The sequence below is a fragment of the Streptomyces sp. NPDC001002 genome (assembly GCF_053599215.1).
The window spans coordinates 1-22,757 of the sequence record NZ_JBSFLV010000143.1 but is presented as its reverse complement, the minus strand read 5'-3'; the positions used below and the strand labels follow the sequence as shown (position 1 = coordinate 22,757).

Below are 22,757 nucleotides of genomic sequence, written 5' to 3'. Positions count from 1 at the left end.
ACCGGTCCCGCGAGCACGCCGTCCGGACCGAGGGGCGCGGCCTCCACGCCACCACCCTCGGCCGGAGCGAGCGCCCAGCGATCGGTCATGGTTGCACTCGGTCGCCGACGGCATCGGTCTCGCCCCCTACCTCCACTCCACGCGCCGCCCTGTCGCGCGGCAAGAAGCAGGCATGGCGGTGGGGACTGGACAAGGTCGTCGACGTCCACGGCAACACGATGATCGTCAACTGGAAGCAGGAGACGAACTACTACGCCGTACGCAAGACGTTCACGTCGCCCGAGCAGTACGACCGTTATGCCTCTCCGGCCTCGATCGAGTACGGCATGCGCCCGGACAGCCTCACCAAGCCGTCCGCGACGGTGAACTTCGGTGCCGAGCAGCGTTGCCTGACGTCCGTTGCCGCGTGCGATGCGACCAACTTCGCCAAGACCGACGACCCAGGGGCGTACCGACCTTGGTGGGACACGCCCGGCAACCTCAACTGCAAGTCCAACTCCAAGCTCTGCCCGTCATTCCCGTCCTTCTGGACACAGTTGCGCCTGGACACGGTCACGACGAAGGCCGCCCGTGCCGGGCAGAGCGGCCTGGGCCTGGTCGACAAGTACACGCTTCACCAGTCGTTCCCCGAGGACTGGTACGACACGTCGCCCGGCCTGTGGCTCAACTCGCTCACGCGGACCGGCTACGGACCCGGTGACACCACCGGCACCCTCCAGTCCGAGGACGGCATCAGTTTCGGGCGGTACTCGGTCGGCTCGACCTCCCCGCTGAAGGACCGGCTGAAGGACCGTCAGCTGCCCAATCTGGTACGCACCGGGGCGAGTGATCAACGGCCCGGCTTCACTCGTCCTCGCATCGGCGTGGTCTCCACCGAGTACGGCGGCGACATCGAGATCGAGTACACCGGCGGCTGCGCGAGCGAGCCCGCTCAGGACAAGGGCAAGAACAACGGAACCTGCTATCCGGTGCGTTGGTCACCCGACGGTGACGAGAAGACCCCGGCGAAGGCATGGTTCAACAAGTACGTCGTCGACAGCGTCACCGAGATCGACAAGGTCACCTCCCACGGCAAGCCGGTCGTCAGCAAGTACGAGTACTCGGGGCCGGCGTGGGCCAAGAGCGACGACGAGTTCAGCCGCCCCTCGTTGCGGACGTACAGCGACTGGCGGGGATACCGGCAGGTCAAGGCCACCAAGGGCAGCAAGTCCAGCTCCGAACCGGGTGTCCCGCAGGCGCAGTCGCAGTCCGTCACGCGCTATTTCCAGGGCATCGGCGGCGAGGTGAAGGACTCCACGGGGAAGTACACGCTGCTGTCGGACGACGCACCGCAGTACGCCGGAATGACAGCGGAGACCATCACCTACGTCGACTCCGACGGCAAGATCCTCAAGAGCTCACTGAACTACCCGTGGTCCAAGCAGACTGCCTCCCGCGCCCGGGAGAACGAGGACGGCACCGCCGGGGAACCGCTGCTCGCCCACCGTACGGGCGTCAAACGAACGGACGAGATCCAGACGGTCGGCACCAGTTGGCGCGCTGTGCGTACGCTCACCGAGGTCGATGACACCTACGGCCTTCCCACTCAGGTGGAGACAGCCGTCGTCAAGCCGAGCGGTTCGTCCGAGACGCTCTCCGACCAGACCTGCACGGTGACGTCGTACGTGAACAACACGTCGGTCTGGTTGATCGGTCTGCCGAAGGAACAGCGCACCACGGGCACGTCCTGTGCCGCCTACGCAACCGCCGATCCGGCCACCAAGCTCAAGTCGGCGGTACGGAACACCTACGACGGGCTGGCCTACGGCGCGACGCCGACCAAGGGGACGGCCACCGCGGTGGCCGAGATCAACGGGGCCGGCACCTCGTACTCCGTCGCCACCGACATGACCTACGACGACCTCGGCCGGCTCCGCACCGTCGCCAAGCCTGGCGAGGGCCCCACCGAGACGCAGTACACGCCCGAGGCGGGCGGTCCGGTCACCGCGACCAAGCTGATCAACGCCAAGGGACAGGCCACCACTACGACATTCGACCCGGGCCGCAGTCTTCCGCTGACCGTCACCGACCCCAACGGCCGCGTGACACGCAGCGAGTACGACGCGCTCGGGCGTCTGGTGAAGGGCTGGTCCCCGTCGCGCTCCTCGGCCGGCAAGTCGCCGGTCGTCGTCATCAGTTACCAGCCGGCCATCGCCACGTCCAGTGAGAACCGCCCCGCGGCGGTGACCGTCGACTCGCTGAAGGACGACGGCACCTACCTGCGTGAGATCACCCTTTACGACGGTCTGATGCGCGAGGTCCAGAAGCAGACCGAGGCCCATGGCCCCGGCCGGATCATCACGGACACCGACTACAACGACCACGGCGTGGTCGCCCAGCGGACCAGCGCCTACCTCGCGAAGGGCGAGCCGGCTACAGGGCTCTTCCAACCCAGGTCCAAGGCACTGATCCCGAGCTGGACCCAGTACCGCTACGACGGCCTGGAGCGCGAGGCTCGAGCGTCGGTCTACAACGACGGCGGGTACAAGTACGCGACGTTCACGTGGCACGACGAAGTCAGCACGACGGTGGATCCACCGGGTTCCACCGCCCCGAGGACGAGAACGTATGTCGACGCCCTCGGCCGGGTCACATCGGTCAAGCACTTCACCAAGGACGCCTCCAGCGCGACAGCGGGACGCACGACCACGTACGAGTACGACGCCCGGGGCAACCAGTACAAGGTCACCGACCCCGCGGGCAATGTCTGGTCGTCCGTGTACGACGCGCGCGGTCGAGTGACCTCCACGAGCGATCCCGACACGGGCACCACGGACACGTGGTACGACGCCGCAGACCGTCCCGACCACGTGAAGAACGCGCGCGGGCAGGAGACCTTCACGGAGTACGACCTGCTCGGGCGTGTCACGGGGGTGAGGCGGGATTCCGTCACCGCCACGCCCGTCAAGGAGTACACCTACGACGACGCACCCGGTGGCATCGGCCGGCCGTCCAGCTCCACCCGGCACACGGACAACGGCGACTACGTCAACCGCGTCACCGGCTATGACGCCGAGTACAACGTGACCGGGAGCGAGACGGTCGTCCCCGCCAACTCCATGACGACGGGCCTCGCCGGCACATACGCCTACGCCTACTCCTACACACCGACCGGGAAACAGCAGTCGGTCACGCTGCCGGCCGTGGGCGGACTGCCACGGGAAAAGGTCGTCACCCGCTACAACAACGACGGCCTCGTGGAGTCGACCTCGGGCCTGGCCTGGTACACGGCCGACGCGACGTACTCGCCGTACGGCGAAGTGCTGCGCACGGTCTCCGGCTCCCAGCCCTACCGCGTCTGGACGACGAACTTCGTCGACCCCCACACGGGCCGCCTCGAACGCACGGTCGCGGACCGTGAGACGGCAGCCCCGAACCGCATCTCGGACTCCTCCTACTCCTACGACGCGTCCGGCACGATCACCTCCAACGCCCGCAAGCTCAGCGACGCGACGGGTGACACCTGGGACACCCAGTGCTTCACCTACGACGTGATGGGCGAGCTGGCGCACGCCTGGACGTCGAAGATCACGCCGGACAACAAGGGCACCGGCTGCAAAGCCGCCAACGGCACGACGTGGGGATACCGCACCACGTACGCGTTCTCCTCGGGGCCGGTCGCCGATGCCCCGGACGAGGTGACGGATACGTCGACCCCGGACGACTCCCTGACTTCGACGCTCGCGGCGGCCGCCCCGGACACGTCCACGATCTCCACGGGCGCGACGGCCTACCGCCAGTCGTACACCTTCGACTGGCTCGGCAACCGGGCCAAGGTGACGGACCAGGACGGCACGATCACCTACGGCTACGGCCACACGGTCCCGGCGACGCCGACGACTCCGGCGTACGAGACCCAGCCGCACACGATGGCGTGGGCCAGCTCCACCCCCTCCGGCCGGGGCGGCGTCTACACGTACGACGCGACGGGCAACACCACGGTCCGCGACCTCGCCGCCACCACCCAGAACCTGGTCTGGTCCTCCGAGAACAAACTCGACTCGATCACGGACGACGGCAAGAAGACGACCTACGTCTACGACACCGACGGCAACCGCCTCCTGGAGAACTCGCCTTCAGGCTCGACCCTGTACCTCGGCGAGACCGAACTCACCACGTCCGCGACGGGCACCATCACCCGAGCCGCCCGCTCGTACGCCCAGCCCGGCGCCCCGACGGTGGTCCGCACGACCACCAACGGCTCGACGACGGGCCACAAGCTAACTGTCCTGCTCGCGGACCACCTGGGCACAGCGAACACGACAGTGGACCTGTCCACCGGCCAGCCGGTCACCCGCCGAGCCTTCAAGCCGTACGGCGAGGCCCGCGGCCCGAAGCCGACGAACTGGCCGAACAAGCGGAGCTACCTCGGCGTGGGCGTCGACGACGCGGCGACCGGCCTGACGCACATAGGCGCCCGAGAGTACGACCAGAACTCAGGCCGCTTCCTGTCGGCGGACCCGATCATCGACATCACCAGTCCGCTGCAGATGAACGGGTACGCCTACGCGAACAACAGCCCGGTCTCGACGAGCGACCCGACCGGCCTGTGCGCCGACATCGACTGCCCGACACGAGCGTCCCCGAACCACGAGAACAGAACACCGACGCACCCGGCTTCGTCGGGGCCGCCCAGGTATTCGCAGAACTATCAGGCCGCGAGCAACGCGGGGAACGTCCTGCCACCCGCGTTCAAGAAGAAGTACGTCGAGCTGTACCCGGGCGTCTTCGTGGACCGCAAGTGGAAGAACGCCAACGCATATGCGGACAGTCTCTACCGCGAGATCAAAACGTTTTGTTGGGACGGTGGCGACAGCAGTTGCCTGTCGAGTGCTCAGGATGCTGAGGAAGAGGCGGCGAACGAGCGCATTCTCACGCATCTCAAGGTCCTTGCATGCATGAGCCTCGGTCACGACAGCGGATGCGGCAGCCAGGTGCCGCACTTGATGGCGGCAGTGGCTGCCCTGGCCTTCATCACCGGAGGTGCTGGTGAGGGCCCCGGCGGCCTCAGCGGTGCCGGAAAGGGAACGAAGGGCGGGTGCAAGTGCTTCCTCGCCGGCACGGACGTCCTCATGGCCGACGGCAGAACAAAAGACATCGAGGACATCAAGGTCGGAGACACTGTCCAGGCAACGGACCCGAAGACCGGAGAAACCGGCCCCCGCAAGGTCACCCGCCTCATCCGGACGGATGGCGACAAGTACTTCAACGAACTCTCGATCGCCACGGAGAATGGCATCGAGAAACTCACGGCAACCCATGAGCACCCGTTCTGGTCGCCGTCCGAACGGGACTGGATCACAGCGGGCGACCTCAAGCCGGGCATGACACTGCGCACCGACGAAGGCGATACCGTCATCGTCACCGGGAACCGAGGGTTCGCCCAGCACGCGCGAACGTACAACCTGACTGTGGACGACCTGCACACGTACTATGTGCTGGCGGGCGAGACGCCGGTACTTGTTCACAACAGCGGGTGTCGAACGTTTGGATCTCAGTCACCCACTGGCCGGTTGGACGTTCCTGACACTCAGGGTGTCTACATCATCAAGATGAAGGACGGAATGGTGTACGTGGGGTCTGCGACGAGGACGAACACGATTCACCGTAGAGTCCATCGCGCGTTCAGTGATGACCGTCACGCTGTAAAAAGTTCTGGGTACAAGTCTTCTGATGTCAGCGAGCTTGACTGGATCGAGATTCCGAATGGGAACGAGAAGGAGATATATGACCATGAGCAAAGCCTGATCGATTATTATGGTGGAATTGGTGGAGGGACGCTCTTGAATCGGATAAACGCCCAAGCTCCGTAGGCAATCTTCGTCGTTCGGTTCGGAGTGATAGGTGGGCGCGGGGTGCGCTGAGGGCACCTCTGGATCACAAGTGGTAAAACGGGCGGTAGGATTTTCCCATGGCTGAAAGACCTTCTGAGTACTGGCGAAGCGAAATGGCGAAAGAAGCCCGAGCGGTCGCTGATGGCACGCTGAGCGCTGACTGCGCATCCTTCTTGGGTGCCTACTCCGAACGTTTCCTGGAGACAGTCGACGCCGCTCTGGCAGCCTTCGAAGTCGAGGCGCAGCAACTGGGGACTGCATCGGACACGCAGATCCTCGGCGTTGTTGAACAGGCTGTTCTGGCTTTGAACAGGGTGAACCAGGAAGCGACGGATGGCAGCATCGACACCGACGAGCGAGAGCAAATCTGCCTGTTCATCGATGAAGTATTGACTGAGAGTGGGGTTGATGTTGGTGAGCTCGCAGCCCGCCAGGGCGTGAATCGCTATGCGATCACCGATAGGTGGCGTCAGTGGTGAACAGGGCTGCCGCTCAACTTTCCTTCTGCGGACCTGAGGCCTCCTCAGCTTGTGCTGAGGAGGCCTCGATGGTGTCTGACACCATTCGTTGACGGTGACGTCAACGACGAGGGCGGCGCCGGTGGTGGTTCGTCGCAGTAGGGCGTGCCGTCTCGCTGGAGGCGGAGTCAGACGTCGGCGAAGACGCTGACACCTATCTGCGGCCGCCTCGACGCCGTATCGGGGCAATCACAACTCGCGCCTGGAGTCGACTCACCTCACGACACGTTCACCGCACTCCAAGCCGCCCCCACAGCCCCATACTCCGAACTCCCCGCCCCATAAAGGTCCTTCGCCGCGTTCAACGTAGCCGTCCGCGCCCCCGCGTAGTTCGTCGACGACGTCATGTAGACCGTCAGCGCCCGGTACCAGATCGCGCCCACCTTGTCGTGGCCGATGCCTGTGAGGGTGGAGCCGTTGGAGGTGGGGGAGTTGTAGTCGACGCCGTTGATGGTCTTTGCGCCGCTGCCCTCCGCGAGGAGGTACGCGAAGTGGTTGGCCACGCCCGAGGAGTAGTGGACGTCGAGGTTGCCGACCGAACTGCTCCAGGAGTCCGCCGAGTTGCCGTCCTTCGAGGGCTTGTCCATGAAGCGCAGGGCCGCCTTGCCGAAGCCGGAGCGGACGATCTTCTCGCCGATCAGGTAGTCGCCCTTGTCGGAGGGGTTGTTGGCGTACCACTCGACCATCGTGCCGAGGATGTCGGACGTCGCCTCGTTCAGCCCGCCGGACTCGCCCGAGTACGTCAGCGCGGCGGTCTTGGAGGTGACGCCGTGGGTCATCTCGTGGCCGGCCACGTCCAGCGCCACCAGCGGCCCGAACGTCGTCCCGTCACCGTCGCCGTACGTCATGCAGAAGCAACTGTCGTCCCAGAACGCGTTGTTGTAGTTGGTGCCGTAGTGCACCCGGTTGTACGAGCCCTTGCCGTCGCCCGCGATGCCGTTCCGGCCGTGCACGTTCTTGTAGTAGTCCCACGTCTCGTTGGTCCCGTACTGCGCGTCCACCGCCGCCGACGCACGGTCCGAAGTCGCCCCCGTGCCCCAGTGGTTGTCGGCGTCGGTGAAGACCGTGGACGGCGCCCGCACGATGCAGATACCGAAGATGCACAGGTCGGTCTTGTTCGCCGCGTCCCCGGTGTACGTGTTCCCGCGGTTGGGGTCCTTGAGCTGGTACGTCGACCCGGACACCGTCGTCTCCAGCGGCACCGTCCCGCCGTACAGCGACTGCCCGTCCCCGCTCGCCGTCTCGATGCTGTCCCACGCGTCGATCTGCGCCCCGCTGCGCGCGTCCGTGATCACCGTGCGCGCGACGGGGTTGCCGAGGGAGTCCTGCGCGACCACATTGGTCCGCCACGCCAGCTTCGGCGTGCCGTGCAGGGCGTCAACCACCAACTGGGGCTTGGCCGTCAGTCTCTTCAACGTCTCGCCCAGGTTCGCGGCCCGCAGCGCGTTCGTCGCGATGTCGGCGGCCTTCGGGGCGGACACCGAGGGCGTGATCGAGGCCAGGGATATTCGGCTCCTCGTCGCCCGGTTCGCGCTGCGGTACGTCCCGTCCGCCGCCAGGTGGACCACGAAGTCACCGCCCAGTACGGGCAGTTGGCGGTACGTGCGGTCGTAGCGGACGTGCTGCGTGCCGTCCTTGTCGACGATCACATCCCGCACCGACGTGCTCTGCGCGGAGTCGAGTCCGAGCGCCGACGCGTGCGCGACGAGCGCGGACACGGCGTTGTCGATCGCGGTGGCCCTGGTCGGTCTGTCGGCCGCCTGGGCGGCGGGGGACAGCGCGGCGGCCAGCAGGGCGGCGCTGGTGACCGCCACTCCGGCGGTGGCGAGACGACGGGAACCACGGAGGTGCGGGCGTATCGGGCTCATCGGTCTCCTCGGGAAGGCGCCAACGGGCGCGTGTGGGGGAGGTGCGCGCTGGTGCTGACCAAGATTTAAGAAGCCCGGCGATGTCATGTCCATACCGCGTCCGAGGAAGAATGTGAGGAAGAGTGTGGGGAGAGAGAATCTTTTCTGTGACCCTCCCGTTCTTCGTCTACGGCACCCTCCGCCCCGGCGAGGTCAACCACGACCCGTTCCTGCGCGGCCGCATCCACTCCGAGACCCCGGCTCGCCTGACCGGCGCGGTCCTCTACGACGGCCCCGGCTACCCGTACGCCGTGGAGGCGCCGGGCGGGGTCGTGCACGGGGAGTTGGTGACCGCCCTGCCGGCCCACTACGAGGAACTCCTCGCCGCCCTCGACCGGTTGGAGGAGTACGCGCCGGGCGACCCGAGCAACCTGTACGAGCGGGTCGAGCGCGGGGTGCGGTGCGACGGGGGCAGCGCCGGGCAGACGGTCCGCGCGTGGGTGTACGTCGCCGCACCGACCGTCGCCGAACACCTGCGTGGCCAGGGGAAGTTGATCGAGAGCGGGGACTGGCGGATCAGGTGAGCCGGATCAGATGAACCAGATCACGTGAGCCGGATCAGCGCCATCGCCGGTGCCGTCGCCATCGTCACGCGGAGACCGGCCGCCGCATCCCAAGCCACGGCCCCATCGGCATCGGTCGCGTGCAGAACCTCGCACCGGACATCCGCCCGCCCCACCAAGTGCCCCACCGGAAGCACCAGTTCGATCTCATCGCCGACCCCGTCACCCCCGCCGTCCCTCCGCCACACCGACACATACGTCGCCCCCTCCACCGGCGCCCGCAACCCCACCGCGACCCACTCGTCCGTCCAACCCGGCAGCCCCAGCGGCCAGAACGGCACCGCCGTACGCAGGTCACCCCGAATCGCCTTGTAGGTCGCCACCGCCTCCCGCACCAGCTCCAGTTGACGCTCCGTCATCTGGTCCAGATGGCCGGACAGATGAACTCGCCCAAGCATCGCCGTGCCGAGCGTGAAGCCGATCTCCGCGTCGGAGAAGGACGGTTGGGGGTACGCCCACACCGCCCCCTGCTCCGGCGGGACGACCGTCGGCGCCGCCGCCGCGATCGGTGGGTAGCGGACCGGATCCTGTTGGTCCGAGGTCGACTGGAGCTGGGTGACGGACAGGGACGCGCCGTCCATCCGCATGCCACCGGACGCGCAGTTCTCGACGACCAGGGACGGATACCGGTCCAGGACGGACGCCAACCAGGCCCGCCACGCCCGCGAATGGTCGAGCAGCCCCGGCGCCGACGTCGTGATGTTGTAGTCCAGCTTCAGATAGCCCACCCTCCACTCGCCGACGATCCGGTCGACGGTGGCGTCCAGGTGAGCCCGGGCCGCGGGGTGGGTCAAGTCCAGCTGGTGACGGCCCTGTTCGGTGACACGAGTGCCGTCGACGTGACGCAGGAACGCGTCATCCGGCAACGCTCCCGCCGCTGCCTCCAAGCCCGCCTCTGCCTCCGCACCGGCCCCCGCCACAGGAACTCCCGCCCCCGCCACAGGACTCCGTACACCCACCACCTCCGGCTCCAGCCAAACCCCCGCCACCATCCCCCGCTCCCGAATCCGCCCCAGAACCTCCTGGATGCCCCCGCGGAAGCGCCGCCCCGACGGCTGCCAGGCCCCCACGCTGTCCCACCAGCCGCCGTCGGCCGAGTCGTCGTACCAACCGGCGTCCACGCAGAAGTACTCCGCGCCCGCCGAGGCCGCCGCGTCGATCAGCGGAAGCAGCTTCTCGGTGGTCGGGTCGCCCATCAGGGTGTTCATGTAGTCGTTGAAGACGACCGGGAGTTGGTCGTGATCAGCATGTGGTCGGCGCACCCGGCGGCGGTACTCCGTCAGCGCCCCCACCGCCCCGTCGAACCCGTCCCCCAACGCGAGCGCCGCGTACTCCGACGCGAACTCCTCGCCCGGGCCCAGTACTTGACTCCAGCCGTGCTCGTCGTACGTCGGCCCGCTCAGCCCCACGTACGTGCGCCCGGCCGGCGCCTCGCCCGCGTCCCACGCCCAGCCCGCCGCCGACTCGACCTGCCACAGCCAACACCGCCCGTCCGTACGGTCGGTGAGCGCGCCCATCGCCAGATGACCGTCGGTCGGCCAGCTGCCCCGCCCGGTCAGCCGCAGCGCGGCCCGCGAGTCGTGCTCGTGCACATCCCGCCCGATGTCCGGCACCGACGCCCGCAACGGCTCGGCGTACCAACGGCATTCGGCGAGCCAGTCGTTGCGGGCCCGATGCGCGTCCAGTACGTCGGGGGAGGGCAGCCCGCCGAGCAGCAGACTGCCGACGGAACGGACCGTCACCGCTGCGTCGCCCTCATTGCGCACCCGCACTCGCGAGCGCAGCACCGCGACCCCGTCCGGCGACGAGTACTCGGCGAACACCCTCAACCCGCCCCGCGGATCGGCCAGTTCGACGGTCAGGTGATGCCATCCGTCGCCGTAGGTCGCCCGGTGCGCGCGATAGCGCAGCCGCGCCCCCAGCGCCGTACCCCTGAAACGCGGCCCCGACCAGCCGGTCCCCGCACCCATGAGGCTCACGTCGACGAGCGGGAGGTCCGCCGCGGCCGGCGTCGGATCACCGGGTCGGGACACCCGCAGCGACGCGCCCGGGCCGACGCCCGAATCCATGCCGACGTCGGGACCGAAGTCGAGGTCGAGGATGAGCGCGGAATGGCCCCAGCGGTAACCGAACTCGTGATCGTTCACCCCGCCAAGCCTAGAGTGCGCTCAACGGGCCTCGGTCAGCGCCCGCTTCACCCCCGCCTCCTTCGGCCCGAGGAACCGCGGATCCGGCTCGAACACCGCGTCCAGCGCGGCCTTCCCCGCCGCGAGGATCTCCCGCGTACCGCCGTAGTACCAGGTCACGTCGTGCTTGGCGTCCACCCCGACGCCGTACGACGTCACGCCCGCGGCCTGGCACAGCGCGACCGCCCGCCGGATGTGGAAGCCCTGGCTGATCAGTACGGCCTTGTCCACGCCGAAGATCTTCTTGGCGCGGACGCAGGAGTCCCAGGTGTCGAACCCGGCGTAGTCGCTGACGATCCGCCCGTCCGGGACGCCATGCCTCGTCAGGTACGTCCGCATGGCGTCCGGCTCGTCGTAGTCCTCGCGGCTGTTGTCGCCGGTGACGAGGACGACCTCGATACGGCCCGCGCGGTACAGCTGCGCCGCCGCGTCGAGGCGGTTGGCGAGGTACGGCGACGGCTCGCCGTCCCACAGGCCGGCGCCGAAGACGACCGCGACCTCGGTGCGCGGCACGTCCGCGACCGTGCGCAGCCGGTCACCCGTCACGACGTACATCCAGGTCGACGGAAGCAGCGCGAGCACGCACCCGGCCATCACGGCCTGCACCAGCCGCCGCTGCCCGGCACGCGTGCGTGGCAGTCGCGGCTGGCGCAGCCTCGGTGCGCGCGGCTTCCATGCCCGCAGCCTCGGTCGGCGCATCGCACGGCCCCTTTCCGGTCGGTCGCTCGACACTCAGAGACGTCCTGTCAGGCCGTACGGTTCGGCCCCCGACACGTGACCAGGTTCACTACGGGAGGTGAAACTCCAGGTCACGTCACCTCACACACCCCCTGCACCCCACCGTGAACCGCGCGAAAAGACGCGTCATTCCGGTGCAACGGGGCGGCAACCTCGTACCGCCACCATCGGTGCATGACGCCGTCGAACCTGCACCGCGACGAGTCCACGACCGCCCACCTCGACAGTACGGCGCACCTCATGAACCGGATCGGCAGTCAACTGGCCAGCCAGCTCAGCCTCGTGGCCCTCGACGGCACCCGGCGCCCCCGGCCCCCGGCCCTCGTCGTCGTGGCCCACGGCAGCCGCGACCCGCGCGCGCTGAGCACCGTACGCACGCTCCTGGACCGCGTCCGCGCCCTGCGCCCGGGCCTGCCCGTCCACCTCGGCCACATCGAGCTGAACGAACCCGCGCTCCCCGACACGCTCGCTGCCCTCGGCACCGCGCGGGCGGTCCTCGTCCCGCTCCTCCTCAGCCGCGGCTACCACGTCAAGCGGGACATCCCCGAGATGGCCGCACAGCCCCAGGCACGCACGCGCGTGGCCGCGCCGCTAGGCCCGCACCCCCTCTTGGTGGACGCCCTCCAGGCCCGCCTGATCGAGGCCGGTTGGCGCATGCGCATGGACACGGCCACTCGTCGAGAGAGCGCCGTGATCCTCGCCGCGGCCGGCTCCCGAGACCCGGACTCCCAGACGGACACGAACCACACGGCCGCCCTGCTCTCCGAGCGTTTGGGCGTCCCCGTCCTCCCCGCCTACGCAAGCACGGCGGCCCCGACGATCCCCGAAGCCCTGGCCGTACTGGCCTCTCAAGCCCGCCACCGCGTAGCCGTAGCGTCGTACTTCACGGCCCCCGGCCGCTTCGCGAGAGAGTGCGCGGAACAGGCCCCCTGGATCGCCTCGGCCCCCTTGGGAACGCACCCAGCAATGGCCAACCTCTTGCTGCACCGCTACGACCAGGCATTGTCAACGCCGGTTCTGGCCGCCGACCTCAGGGGCGCGGGGAACGGCGCGACCAGCCACACCCAACCCGCACTCGCCATATAAGAGCACCCGGCAGACGAACAGCCGCACCCCATTTGTCACTGCCTCCGCTTACTGTCGAGTCATGGAAGGCAACAACGACACCCCACCCCCCGGCTACGACCCGACGTCAGTCGCCCGCTGGGCCGCAGAGCCCGACAAACGCCAAGGCCGAACCGCCTTCCAACGCGACCGCGCACGCGTACTGCACTCCTCGGCCCTGAGAAGACTCGCCGGCAAGACCCAGGTCGTCACACCGGGCGAGCGCAACTCGTCCGCGTGGGACGCCAGCCCCCGCACCCGCCTCACCCACTCCCTGGAGTGCGCCCAGGTCGGCCGAGAGCTGGGCGCAGCGCTCGGCTGCGACCCGGACCTGGTCGAAGCCGCCTGTCTCTCCCACGACCTCGGCCACCCCCCGTTCGGCCACAACGGCGAACAGGCGCTGAACGAGTTCGCGGACGACTGCGGCGGCTTCGAGGGCAATGCCCAGTCCCTGCGCCTGCTCACCCGGATCGAACCCAAGAGGTTCACCCCTGAGGGCTCCGTAGGCCTCAACCTCACCCGCGCCACCCTGGACGCGGCGACCAAGTACCCCTGGCCGCGCGGCGCCCGCCCGGACGACCCCAAGTCGCCCAAGTTCGGTGTCTACGAGGACGACCGGCCCGTCTTCGACTGGGTCCGCAAGGAAGCACCGGGCAGCCGGATCACGTTCGAGGCCCAGGTCATGGACTGGGCGGACGACGTGGCGTACTCGGTGCACGACGTCGAGGACGGTCTGCACGCGGGCCACATCGACCCCAACTGCCTGCACGCGGAGCCGGAGCGGCAGGCGGTCTTCGCGGTCGCCATAGGGCGGTACGTGCCCGCGGACACCGACCCCGTCGAGCTCGCCGCAGCCCTCGACCGGCTCCAGGACGAGGAGTGGTGGCCGCACGGCTACGACGGCTCGGCGGTCGCGCAGGCCCGCCTCAAGGACGCCACCAGCCAGCTCATCGGCCGCTTCTGCACGGCCGCCGAGTCCGCCACGCGCGCGGCGTTCGGCACCGGGCGGCTGACGAGATACGGAGCCGAGCTCGTCGTACCGCACGAGACGCGGCTGGAGTGCGCGGTCCTCAAGGCGGTCGCGGACCGGTACGTGATGCAGCGGGCGGAGCAGGAGCGGCTGCGGGCCGATCAGCGGATCGTGGTGGCCGAGCTGGCGCAGGCGCTCACCGCGCGCGCTCCCGACGGCCTGGATCCGCAGTTCCGCGCGCTGTTCGACCTGGCGTCCGACGACCGTGCCCGCAAACGGGTGATCGTCGACCAGATCGCCTCCCTGACCGACGCCTCGGCCCGCTCGCTTCACGCGCGTCTGACGGGGCACCAGTGAGACTGAGGCGAACAGGGTGACGTGAAACGCGCCCGAATGTGACCCTCCGTGGCCTGATCGGGCCACTCCCTCTTCCCCCATCACACTCCGTGCGGGACGCTCGCATGTGGCGGCACCGTTACGAGGAGGCATCAAGTGGTCGACGCGGATCAGACATTCGTCATCGTCGGAGGCGGGCTCGCCGGCGCGAAGGCGGCCGAGACGCTCCGAGCGGAGGGCTTCACCGGCCGGGTGATACTGATCTGCGACGAGCGCGACCACCCCTACGAGCGGCCGCCGCTCTCCAAGGGCTATCTGCTGGGCAAGGAGGAGCGCGACAGCGTCTTCGTGCACGAGCCCGCGTGGTACGCGCAGAACGACATCGAGCTGCACCTCGGCGAGACCGTCGAGGCCATCGACCGCACCGCAAGGACGGTCCGTTTCGGCGGCGACGGCACGCTCGTGCGCTACGACAAGCTGCTGCTCGCCACCGGCGCCGAGCCGCGCCGCCTCGACATCCCGGGCACCGACCTGGCGGGCGTGCACCACCTGCGCCGCCTCGCGCACGCCGAGCGCCTCAAGGGCGTCCTGGCCGCCCTCGGCCGGGACAACGGCCACCTCGTGATCGCCGGCGCCGGCTGGATCGGCCTCGAAGTCGCCGCGGCGGCACGGGAGTACGGCGCCGAGGTCACCGTCATCGAGCAGGGGCCGACCCCGCTGCACGGCGTGCTCGGACCCGAACTGGGCAACCTCTTCGCCGAGCTGCACCGCGAGCACGGGGTGCGCTTCCACTTCGGCGCGCGCCTCACCGAGATCGTCGGCCAGGACGGCATGGTCCTGGCGGCCCGTACCGACGACGGCGAGGAGCACCCCGCGCACGATGTGCTCGCCGCGATCGGCGCGGCCCCGCGCATCGGCCTCGCGGAGGCGGCGGGCCTGGAGATCGCCGACCGCGCGCACGGCGGCGGCATCGCGGTCGACGAACGGCTGCGCACCTCCGACCCCGACATCCACGCGGCCGGCGACGTCGCCGCCTTCCACCACGCCCTGTTCGACACCACCCTGCGCGTCGAGCACTGGGCCAACGCCCTCAACGGCGGCCCGGCGGCGGCACGCGCGATGCTCGGCAAGGACGTCACCTACGACCGCGTGCCCTATTTCTTCTCCGACCAGTACGACCTCGGCATGGAGTACTCCGGCTGGGCGCCCCCGGGCTCCTACGACGAAGTGGTGATCCGGGGGGACGCGGGGAAGCGTGAGTTCATCGCGTTCTGGGTCAAGGAGGGCCGCGTGCTCGCCGGGATGAACGTGAACGTGTGGGACGTCACAGACCCGATCCAGCAGCTGATCCGGGCGAAGACACAGGTGAACACCGAGTCGTTGGCGGACCCGCACGTTCCGCTCGAAAGCCTCGTCCCTTGAGTGTCAGTCCATCCCCGTAGAATTCACGCGTGGCAGGACGGATCAACGACGAGGACGTGAAGGCGGTTCGGGACGCGGTCCCGATCGACGCCGTGGTGTCCGAGTACCTCCAGCTGCGCAACGCGGGCGGCGGCAACCTCAAGGGCCTGTGCCCCTTCCACGACGAGAAGTCGCCGTCCTTCCAGGTCAGCCCGAGCAAGGGTCTCTTCCACTGCTTCGGCTGCCAGGAGGGCGGCGACACCATCACGTTCGTGATGAAGGTCGACCACCTCTCCTTCTCCGAGGCGGTCGAGCGCCTCGCGGGCCAGGCCGGCATCACCCTGCGCTACGAGGAGGGCGGCTACAACCCCTCCCACCAGCGCGGCGAGCGCATCCGTCTGGTCGAGGCCCACAAGATCGCCGCCGACTGGTACATGGAGCAGCTCGCGACCAGCCCGGAGGCGGACGCGGGCCGTACGTTCCTCGCCGAGCGCGGCTTCGACCAGGCCGCGGCCCAGCACTTCTCCGTCGGCTACAGCCCCCAGGGCTGGGACCACCTCACCCGCTTCCTGCGCGGCAAGGGTTTCACCGACAAGGAGATCCTCCTCTCCGGCCTCGCCCAGGAGGGCCGCCGCGGTCCCATCGACCGCTTCCGCGGCCGCCTGATGTGGCCGATCCGCGACATCGGCGGCGAGGTCGTCGGCTTCGGCGCGAGGAAGCTCTACGAGTCGGACAACGGCCCGAAGTACCTCAACACGCCCGACACCGCGATCTACAAGAAGTCCCAGGTCCTCTACGGCATCGACCTCGCCAAGAAGGACATCGCCAAGGTGTCCCGCGCGGTCGTCGTCGAGGGCTACACGGACGTCATGGCCTGCCACCTCGCCGGCGTCACCACCGCCATCGCGACCTGCGGCACGGCCTTCGGCGGCGACCACATCAAGATCCTGCGCCGGTTGTTGATGGACAACGGCAGCGCGCGCGTGATCTTCACCTTCGACGGCGACGCGGCGGGCCAGAAAGCGGCCCTGCGCGCCTTCGAGGACGACCAGAAGTTCGCCGCCGAGACGTACATCGCGATCGCGCCGGACAACATGGACCCCTGCGAACTGCGCCTGGCCAAGGGCGACGAGGCGGTCGCCGACCTGGTCGAACCCCGCACCCCGCTCTTCGAGTTCGCGCTGCGCCAGATCGTCGTCCGCTACGACCTCGACACCCCCGCGGGCCGCGCGGCCGCCCTGGACGAGGCCGCCCCCATCGTCGCCCGCATCAAGAACTCCGGCGCCCAGCACGAGGTCGCCGTCCAGCTCGCCGGCATGCTCGGCATCCTCGACACCCAGTTCGTCGTCAAGCGGGTCGCCCAGCTGGCCCGTTGGGCCCGCGACCGCGGCGGCCAGGGCCCGGCGCCGGACCGGGGCCGGCAGCAGCCGTACGAATCGAGCCCCCGCGCCGCGGCCCCCGGCGGCCCGGCCCTCAACCTCCGCAACCCGGTCTACGCGACCGAACGCGAACTCCTCAAACTCGCCCTCCAGCGCCCCGAGCTGGTCTCGCCGGCCTTCGACGCGTACGGCATCGACGAGTTCACCGCCGTCCCCTACGCGGCCGTCCGCCAAGCCGTCATGGACGCGGGCGGCGCCGAGTACGGCGTGCAGGACGGCCAGGAGTACCTGGTCCGCGTCCGCGAGGCCGCCCCCGACGACGCCGTCCGCGCGATGGTGACGGAGCTGGCCGTCGAGGCGATCATGCGCCGCACGGTCGACGAGAACTACGCGGGCGAGCAGCTCGTCTGGGTCCGCCGCCGAGCCGTCGAACGCCGGATCCGCGACATCCAGTCCCAGATGGCCCGCCTCTCCGCCGGCGGCGACCCGGCCCAGCTGGCCGCCGTACAGAACGAGCTGTGGGTGCTCCAGCAGTACGACCAGGCGCTGCGGGAGCAAGGGGCCGGCGCGCTCTAGCGCGGTTCGGCGGCGCCCTCCTGGGCACCCGACCCATGAGCGCGGGTTGTTCGCACAACCGGCCCCGGGCCGGAGCGAAGTGCGTCGGCGCGCGAATCGTGGCAGATCAGAGCGGACACAAGCTCCCGAGTTCTCCGCGAGGGTAACCACGCGGTCACGGACCGGACTCAAAAAGTCACCGCACGCCCCTCGTGGCGGCGATGTGTCGTACTCCACACTGGGTTCCGGTGCCTGAGTCCTCGGAGCGCGGCCGATCCGTCCCATACGGGTCCCAGACCCCCGCGGTTCCGCTCATCGAGTACGGGACGGACAACGGCGAGGCCGTCGACTCCGCCCCCGAAGAACCGCTGCCGTACCCCCTGGCAGCGATCATCCTGGAGGTCGCCCCCGTGCAGACCCAGACCCTCACACAGACCGAGAGCACAGACGGCACAGAGCCGGACGCGGAGACCGACGTACTGGTCGCGGTCCCTCCGCAGACGCGTGTCGCGCACCACCCCGAGACCGAGTCCGCGGAACCCGCCGAGCCGCCCGCCGAGGCGCTGGAGAGCCCGGAGGCCGCCGAACCCGTCGAAGCGCCCGAGCCGCCCCGCAGCAGCCGCGCCGACACCAGCGGACCGTCCTCGGACCTGTTCCGGCAGTACCTGCGGGAGATCGGCCGGATCTCCCTGCTCACCGCGGCCGAGGAGGTCGACCTCGCGCGCCGGGTCGAGGCCGGTCTGTTCGCCGAGGAGAGGCTCAGCACCGCCGTCGACCTGGACAGCCAACTCGCCCTGGACCTTGACCGGTTGGTCGTCCTGGGCCGGATGGCCAAGCGCCGCCTCATCGAGGCCAACCTCCGGCTCGTCGTCTCCGTCGCCAAGCGGTACGTCGGCCGCGGACTGACCATGCTCGACCTCGTCCAGGAGGGAAACCTGGGCCTGATCAGGGCGGTTGAGAAGTTCGACTACGCCCGCGGCTACAAGTTCTCGACGTACGCGACGTGGTGGATCCGGCAGGCCATGTCCCGTGCCCTCGCCGACCAGGCCCGTACCATCCGCGTCCCCGTCCACGTCGTCGAGCTCATCAACCGCGTCGTCCGCGTCCAGCGCCGCATGCTCCAGGAGCGCGGCTACGAGCCGACGCCGGAGGAGGTGGCCGACCACCTCGACCTCGCGCCGGAGCGCGTCAGCGAGGTGCTGCGGCTCGCCCAGGAGCCGGTGTCGTTGCACGCGCCGGTGGGTGAGGAGGACGACGTCGCCCTCGGTGACCTGATCGAGGACGGCGACGCGGCGTCCCCCGTCGAGTCGGCCGCGTTCCTGTTGCTCAGGGAGCATCTGGAGGCCGTGCTCTCGACGCTGGGGGAGCGGGAGCGGAAGGTTGTTCAGCTGCGGTACGGGCTTGTTGATGGCCGGCCGCGGACGTTGGAGGAGATAGGCCGCATCTTTGGGGTCACCCGGGAACGGATCAGGCAGATCGAGTCCAAGACACTGAACAAGCTGAGGGATCATGCATTTGCGGATCAGCTGAGGGGTTATCTGGACTGATGCCGGGTGCGGGTCCGTGGGGGCTGGTCGCGCAGTTCCCCGCGCCCCTGAAGGGGCGCGGGGCGCGCCCTTCTCAGTCCACCTCGGCCACCGCCTGCGCGAACTGCGCCTTGTACAGCCGCGCATACGCCCCGTCCGCCGCCAACAGGTCCGCGTGCGCGCCCTGTTCGACGATCGCGCCGTTCTCCATGACGAGGATCGTGTCCGCGTCCCGGATGGTCGACAGGCGGTGTGCGATCACGAACGACGTGCGGCCGTGGGCGAGTTTGGCCATCGCCTTCTGGATCAACACCTCCGTGCGCGTGTCGACCGACGACGTAGCCTCGTCCAGGACCAGGATCGTCGGGTCGGACAGGAACGCCCGCGCGATGGTGATCAGTTGCTTCTCACCGGCGCTGACACCCGTGCCCTCGTCGTCGATCACGGTGTCGTACCCGTCGGGCAGCGTACGGACGAAACGGTCCGCGTGGGCCGCCCGTGCCGCCTCCTCGATCTCGCCCCGCGTGACCTCGCGGGCGGACCCGTACGCGATGTTCTCCGCGATCGTGCCGCCGAACAGCCAGGTGTCCTGGAGCACCATGCCGATGCCGGCGCGCAGGTCGTCCCGGGACATCGTGGCGATGTCCACGCCGTCGAGGGTGATGCGGCCGCCGGACACCTCGTAGAACCGCATGAGGAGGTTGACCAGCGTGGTCTTGCCGGCGCCGGTCGGGCCGACGATGGCGACCGTGTGGCCGGGTTCGACCTTGAGCGAGAGGTCGTCGATGAGCGGCTTGTCGGGGTCGTAGCGGAACGACACGTGCTCAAGCGCGACCCGTCCGCGCAGCTCCGCGGGCTTGGCACCCGGCATCGGGTCGGCCTCCTGCTCCTCCGCGTCGAGGAGTTCGAAGATCCGCTCGGCGGAGGCGACACCGGACTGCACCAGGTTCGCCATCGACGCGACCTGCGTCAGCGGCATCGAGAACTGGCGCGAGTACTGGATGAACGCCTGCACGTCACCGATGGACAGCGCGCCGGATGCGACCCGAAGGCCGCCGACCACCGCCACCAGCACGTAGTTGAGGTTCGACACGAACATCATCAGCGGCTGCATGACCCCGCTGTTGAACTGCGCCTTGAACCCCGCCTCGTACAGCGCGTCGTTCTGCTCGGCGAACTGCTTCGCCGACTCGTCCTGCCGCCCGAACACCTTCACCAGGGTGTGCCCGGTGTACATCTCCTCGACGTGGGCGTTGAGTTTGCCCGTGGTGCGCCACTGCTGCACGAAGTGCGGCTGCGAGCGCTTGCCGATCCGGGTGGCGATGAGGAACGACAGCGGCACCGTCACGAGCGCGACCAGCGCCAGCAGCCATGACACCCAGAACATCACCGCGAGCACGCCGATGATCGTGAGCACCGAGTTGATGAGCTGGCCCATCGACTGCTGGAGGGTCTGCCCGATGTTGTCGATGTCGTTGGTCGCCCGGCTCAGCACCTCACCGCGCTGCCGCTTGTCGAAGTACGACAGCGGCAGCCGCGACAGCTTCGCCTGGACGTCCTCGCGCAGCCGGTACATCGTCCGGTTGACCGCCCGGTTGACCAGCCGGGTCGCGACCGCCATCAGCAGCCCGGCCACCAGGAACGTACAGAGCGCGAGCAGCAGTACGCGGCCCACGGCGTCGAAGTCGATGCCCTGGCCCGGGGTGAAGTCGGTCGAGCGGAGCATGTCGGCGACCGTGCCCTGGCCGCGCTCCCGCATCGAGGCGAGGACCTGCGCCTTGGTCTCCCCGGCAGGCATCTCGCGGCCGATGATCCCGGCGAAGACCAGGTCGGTGGCCTGGCCGAGGATCTTCGGACCGATCACGTTCAGGCCGACGCTGATGACCACGCAGGTCAACAGCGCGTAGATGGTGAGCCGTTCCGGTTTGAACTGGGCGATCAGGCGTTTGCCCGACACCTTGAAATCCATCGAGCGCTGATCGGGGCCGCCCCCGGCCATCATCCGCCCCATCGGCCCGGCCATCAGGCAGCCTCCGCTTCCGTGAGCTGGGAGAGGACGATCTCCCGGTAGGTCTCGTTGTCGGCCATCAGCTCGTGATGGCGGCCGGTCCCGACGACCCGGCCCTCGTCGAGGACCACGATCCGGTCGGCGTCCCGGATGGTCGCCACGCGCTGGGCGACGATCACGACGGTCGCCTCGGCGGTCTCCTGCGACAGCGCCGCGCGCAGGTTCGCGTCGGTGGCGTAGTCGAGGGCCGAGAAGGAGTCGTCGAAGAGGTAGATCTCCGGGCGCTGGACGAGCGTACGGGCGATCGCGAGCCGCTGGCGCTGACCGCCGGAGACGTTCGTGCCGCCCTGCGCGATGGGTGCGTCGAGGCCTCCTTCGAGGCCGGACACGAAGTCCTTGGCCTGCGCCACCTCCAGCGCGTGCCACAGTTCCTCGTCGGTGGCGTCGGGATTGCCGTAGCGCAGGTTCGTGGCGACCGTGCCCGCGAACAGGTACGGCCGCTGCGGCACCAGGCTGACCGTCTTGGCCAGCAGCACCGGGTCGAGCGTCGACACATCGACACCGTCGACCAGGACCTGGCCGTCGGTGGCGTCAACCAGTCGGGGGATGAGACTCAGAAGGGTGGACTTTCCGCTGCCGGTCGAGCCGATGACGGCGGTCGTCTCGCCCGGGCGTGCCACCAGGTCGACGGACTTCAGCACGGGTTCCTCGGCACCCGGGTAGCAGAAGCCGACGCCGCGGATCTCCAGATGGCCGTGCCTGCGCAGTTCGGTGACGGGCGCGAGCGGCGGCACGACACTGGACTCGGTGTCGAGCACCTCCTCGATGCGCTCGGCGCAGACCTCCGCGCGCGGCACCATCATGAACATGAAGGTGGCCATCATCACGGACATGACGATCTGCATCAGATAGGCGAGGAACGCGGTCAGGTCGCCGATCTGCATCCCGCCGCTGTCGATGCGGTGGGCGCCGAACCAGACCACCGCGATCGACGACAGGTTCACCGTGGTCATGACCACCGGGAACATCAGCGCGAGCAGGTTGCCGGTCTTCAGCTGCATCTCGGTCAGGTCGGTGTTGGCCTTCCTGAACCGGTCCTTCTCGTACTCGTCCCGCACGAAGGCCCTGATCACGCGGTTGCCGGTGATCTGCTCGCGCAGCACCCGGTTCACCGTGTCCAGGCGCGTCTGCATCGCCCGGAACAGTGGTCGCAGCCGCCGCACGATCAAGGTCACGCAGATGGTCAGCGTAGGTACGACCGCGATCAGCACCCCGGACAGCGGTACGTCCAGGCCGAGCGCCAGCACGATGCCGCCCACGCACATGATCGGCGCCGACACCATCAGCGTGAACGTCATCAGGGCCAGCATCTGGACCTGCTGCACGTCGTTCGTCGTACGGGTGATCAGCGAGGGCGCGCCGAAGTGGCCCACCTCGCGGGCGGAGAACGACTGCACGCGGTCGAAGACGGCCGCCCGGATGTCCCGGCCGAGCGCCGACGCGGTCCGGGCGCCGTAGTACACGGCCCCGATGTTGCACACGACCTGCACCAGCGAGATGCCGATCATCAGGGCGCCGAACGAGAGGATGTACCCGGTGTCACCCTTGACGACGCCGTTGTCGATGATGTGCGCGTTCAGGGTGGGCAGGTAGAGGGTGGCGCAGGTCTGCAGGAACTGCAGCAGCACCAGCA

General features: G+C 68.8%; 13 protein-coding genes. 8 read left to right on the top strand and 5 right to left on the bottom strand.

The annotated features are described in order from the left end of the window. Window positions 1-218: 218 nt before the first annotated feature. Both ACWDR3_RS39085 and ACWDR3_RS39080 read left to right on the top strand, forming a co-directional pair. Window positions 219-5,852, top strand: coding sequence for a polymorphic toxin-type HINT domain-containing protein (locus ACWDR3_RS39085; RefSeq protein ID WP_450357348.1), 5,634 nt, complete (start codon window positions 219-221; stop codon window positions 5,850-5,852). 98 nt (window positions 5,853-5,950) lie between these two features. Further along, window positions 5,951-6,352, top strand: coding sequence for a hypothetical protein (locus tag ACWDR3_RS39080; protein WP_450357347.1), 402 nt, complete (start codon window positions 5,951-5,953; stop codon window positions 6,350-6,352). A gap of 257 nt (window positions 6,353-6,609) precedes the next feature. Here ACWDR3_RS39080 and ACWDR3_RS39075 read toward each other — a convergent pair whose 3' ends face one another. Then, window positions 6,610-8,259 (bottom strand): M4 family metallopeptidase, encoded by a 1,650-nt coding sequence (locus tag ACWDR3_RS39075; protein ID WP_450357346.1) that lies wholly within the window; start codon window positions 8,257-8,259, stop codon window positions 6,610-6,612. A gap of 146 nt (window positions 8,260-8,405) precedes the next feature. Here ACWDR3_RS39075 and ACWDR3_RS39070 point away from each other — a divergent pair, with 146 nt between their 5' ends. Then, window positions 8,406-8,822, top strand: a complete 417-nt coding sequence (locus ACWDR3_RS39070; RefSeq protein ID WP_450357345.1) for a gamma-glutamylcyclotransferase family protein — start codon at window positions 8,406-8,408, stop codon at window positions 8,820-8,822. Window positions 8,823-8,842: 20 nt separating this feature from the next. Here ACWDR3_RS39070 and ACWDR3_RS39065 read toward each other — a convergent pair whose 3' ends face one another. Both ACWDR3_RS39065 and ACWDR3_RS39060 read right to left on the bottom strand, forming a co-directional pair. Beyond that, window positions 8,843-11,008, bottom strand: a complete 2,166-nt coding sequence (locus ACWDR3_RS39065) for a glycoside hydrolase family 36 protein (protein WP_450357344.1) — start codon at window positions 11,006-11,008, stop codon at window positions 8,843-8,845. A 21-nt stretch (window positions 11,009-11,029) separates the two neighbouring features. Next, window positions 11,030-11,746 (bottom strand): SanA/YdcF family protein, encoded by a 717-nt coding sequence (locus tag ACWDR3_RS39060; RefSeq protein ID WP_450357343.1) that lies wholly within the window; start codon window positions 11,744-11,746, stop codon window positions 11,030-11,032. A 213-nt stretch (window positions 11,747-11,959) separates the two neighbouring features. On the opposite strand from ACWDR3_RS39060, the gene ACWDR3_RS39055 reads away from it, so the two are divergent. From ACWDR3_RS39055 to ACWDR3_RS39035, 5 genes are all read left to right on the top strand, one after another. Next, on the top strand, window positions 11,960-12,871 hold the full coding sequence (locus ACWDR3_RS39055; RefSeq protein WP_450357342.1) for a sirohydrochlorin chelatase: 912 nt from the start codon (window positions 11,960-11,962) through the stop codon (window positions 12,869-12,871). Window positions 12,872-12,932: 61 nt separating this feature from the next. Further along, a complete protein-coding gene (locus ACWDR3_RS39050; RefSeq protein WP_450357341.1) occupies window positions 12,933-14,216 on the top strand; it encodes a deoxyguanosinetriphosphate triphosphohydrolase in 1,284 nt (427 codons plus the stop codon). Window positions 14,217-14,351: 135 nt separating this feature from the next. Further along, window positions 14,352-15,617 carry an NAD(P)/FAD-dependent oxidoreductase gene (locus tag ACWDR3_RS39045; RefSeq protein WP_450357340.1) on the top strand — a complete coding sequence of 422 codons (1,266 nt, stop codon included), beginning with the start codon at window positions 14,352-14,354 and terminating at the stop codon, window positions 15,615-15,617. A 29-nt stretch (window positions 15,618-15,646) separates the two neighbouring features. After that, window positions 15,647-17,551, top strand: a complete 1,905-nt coding sequence (gene dnaG, locus ACWDR3_RS39040) for a DNA primase (RefSeq protein WP_450357339.1) — start codon at window positions 15,647-15,649, stop codon at window positions 17,549-17,551. Window positions 17,552-17,778: 227 nt separating this feature from the next. Next, entirely contained in the window at window positions 17,779-19,077 is a 1,299-nt protein-coding gene (locus ACWDR3_RS39035; protein WP_450357338.1) for an RNA polymerase sigma factor, read from the top strand. Between the two features lie 73 nt (window positions 19,078-19,150). Here the strand turns inward: ACWDR3_RS39035 and ACWDR3_RS39030 are convergent, their stop codons facing one another. Both ACWDR3_RS39030 and ACWDR3_RS39025 read right to left on the bottom strand, forming a co-directional pair. Next, window positions 19,151-21,079, bottom strand: a complete 1,929-nt coding sequence (locus ACWDR3_RS39030; RefSeq protein WP_450357337.1) for an ABC transporter ATP-binding protein — start codon at window positions 21,077-21,079, stop codon at window positions 19,151-19,153. After that, window positions 21,079-22,755 carry an ABC transporter ATP-binding protein gene (locus tag ACWDR3_RS39025; protein WP_450357336.1) on the bottom strand — a complete coding sequence of 559 codons (1,677 nt, stop codon included), beginning with the start codon at window positions 22,753-22,755 and terminating at the stop codon, window positions 21,079-21,081. Before ACWDR3_RS39025 ends, ACWDR3_RS39030 begins: the two co-directional genes overlap by 1 nt. Window positions 22,756-22,757: the final 2 nt, after the last annotated feature.

What these genes read in the sequence shown, in the direction of transcription:
- ACWDR3_RS39085 (WP_450357348.1), top strand. Translation starts at nt 219, where the DNA reads ATGATCGTCAACTGGAAGCAGGAGACGAACTACTACGCCGTACGCAAG.
- ACWDR3_RS39075 (WP_450357346.1), bottom strand. Translation starts at nt 8,259, where the DNA reads ATGAGCCCGATACGCCCGCACCTCCGTGGTTCCCGTCGTCTCGCCACC.
- ACWDR3_RS39080 (WP_450357347.1), top strand. Translation starts at nt 5,951, where the DNA reads ATGGCTGAAAGACCTTCTGAGTACTGGCGAAGCGAAATGGCGAAAGAA.
- ACWDR3_RS39050 (WP_450357341.1), top strand. Translation starts at nt 12,933, where the DNA reads ATGGAAGGCAACAACGACACCCCACCCCCCGGCTACGACCCGACGTCA.
- ACWDR3_RS39055 (WP_450357342.1), top strand. Translation starts at nt 11,960, where the DNA reads ATGACGCCGTCGAACCTGCACCGCGACGAGTCCACGACCGCCCACCTC.
- ACWDR3_RS39030 (WP_450357337.1), bottom strand. Translation starts at nt 21,079, where the DNA reads ATGGCCGGGCCGATGGGGCGGATGATGGCCGGGGGCGGCCCCGATCAG.
- ACWDR3_RS39060 (WP_450357343.1), bottom strand. Translation starts at nt 11,746, where the DNA reads ATGCGCCGACCGAGGCTGCGGGCATGGAAGCCGCGCGCACCGAGGCTG.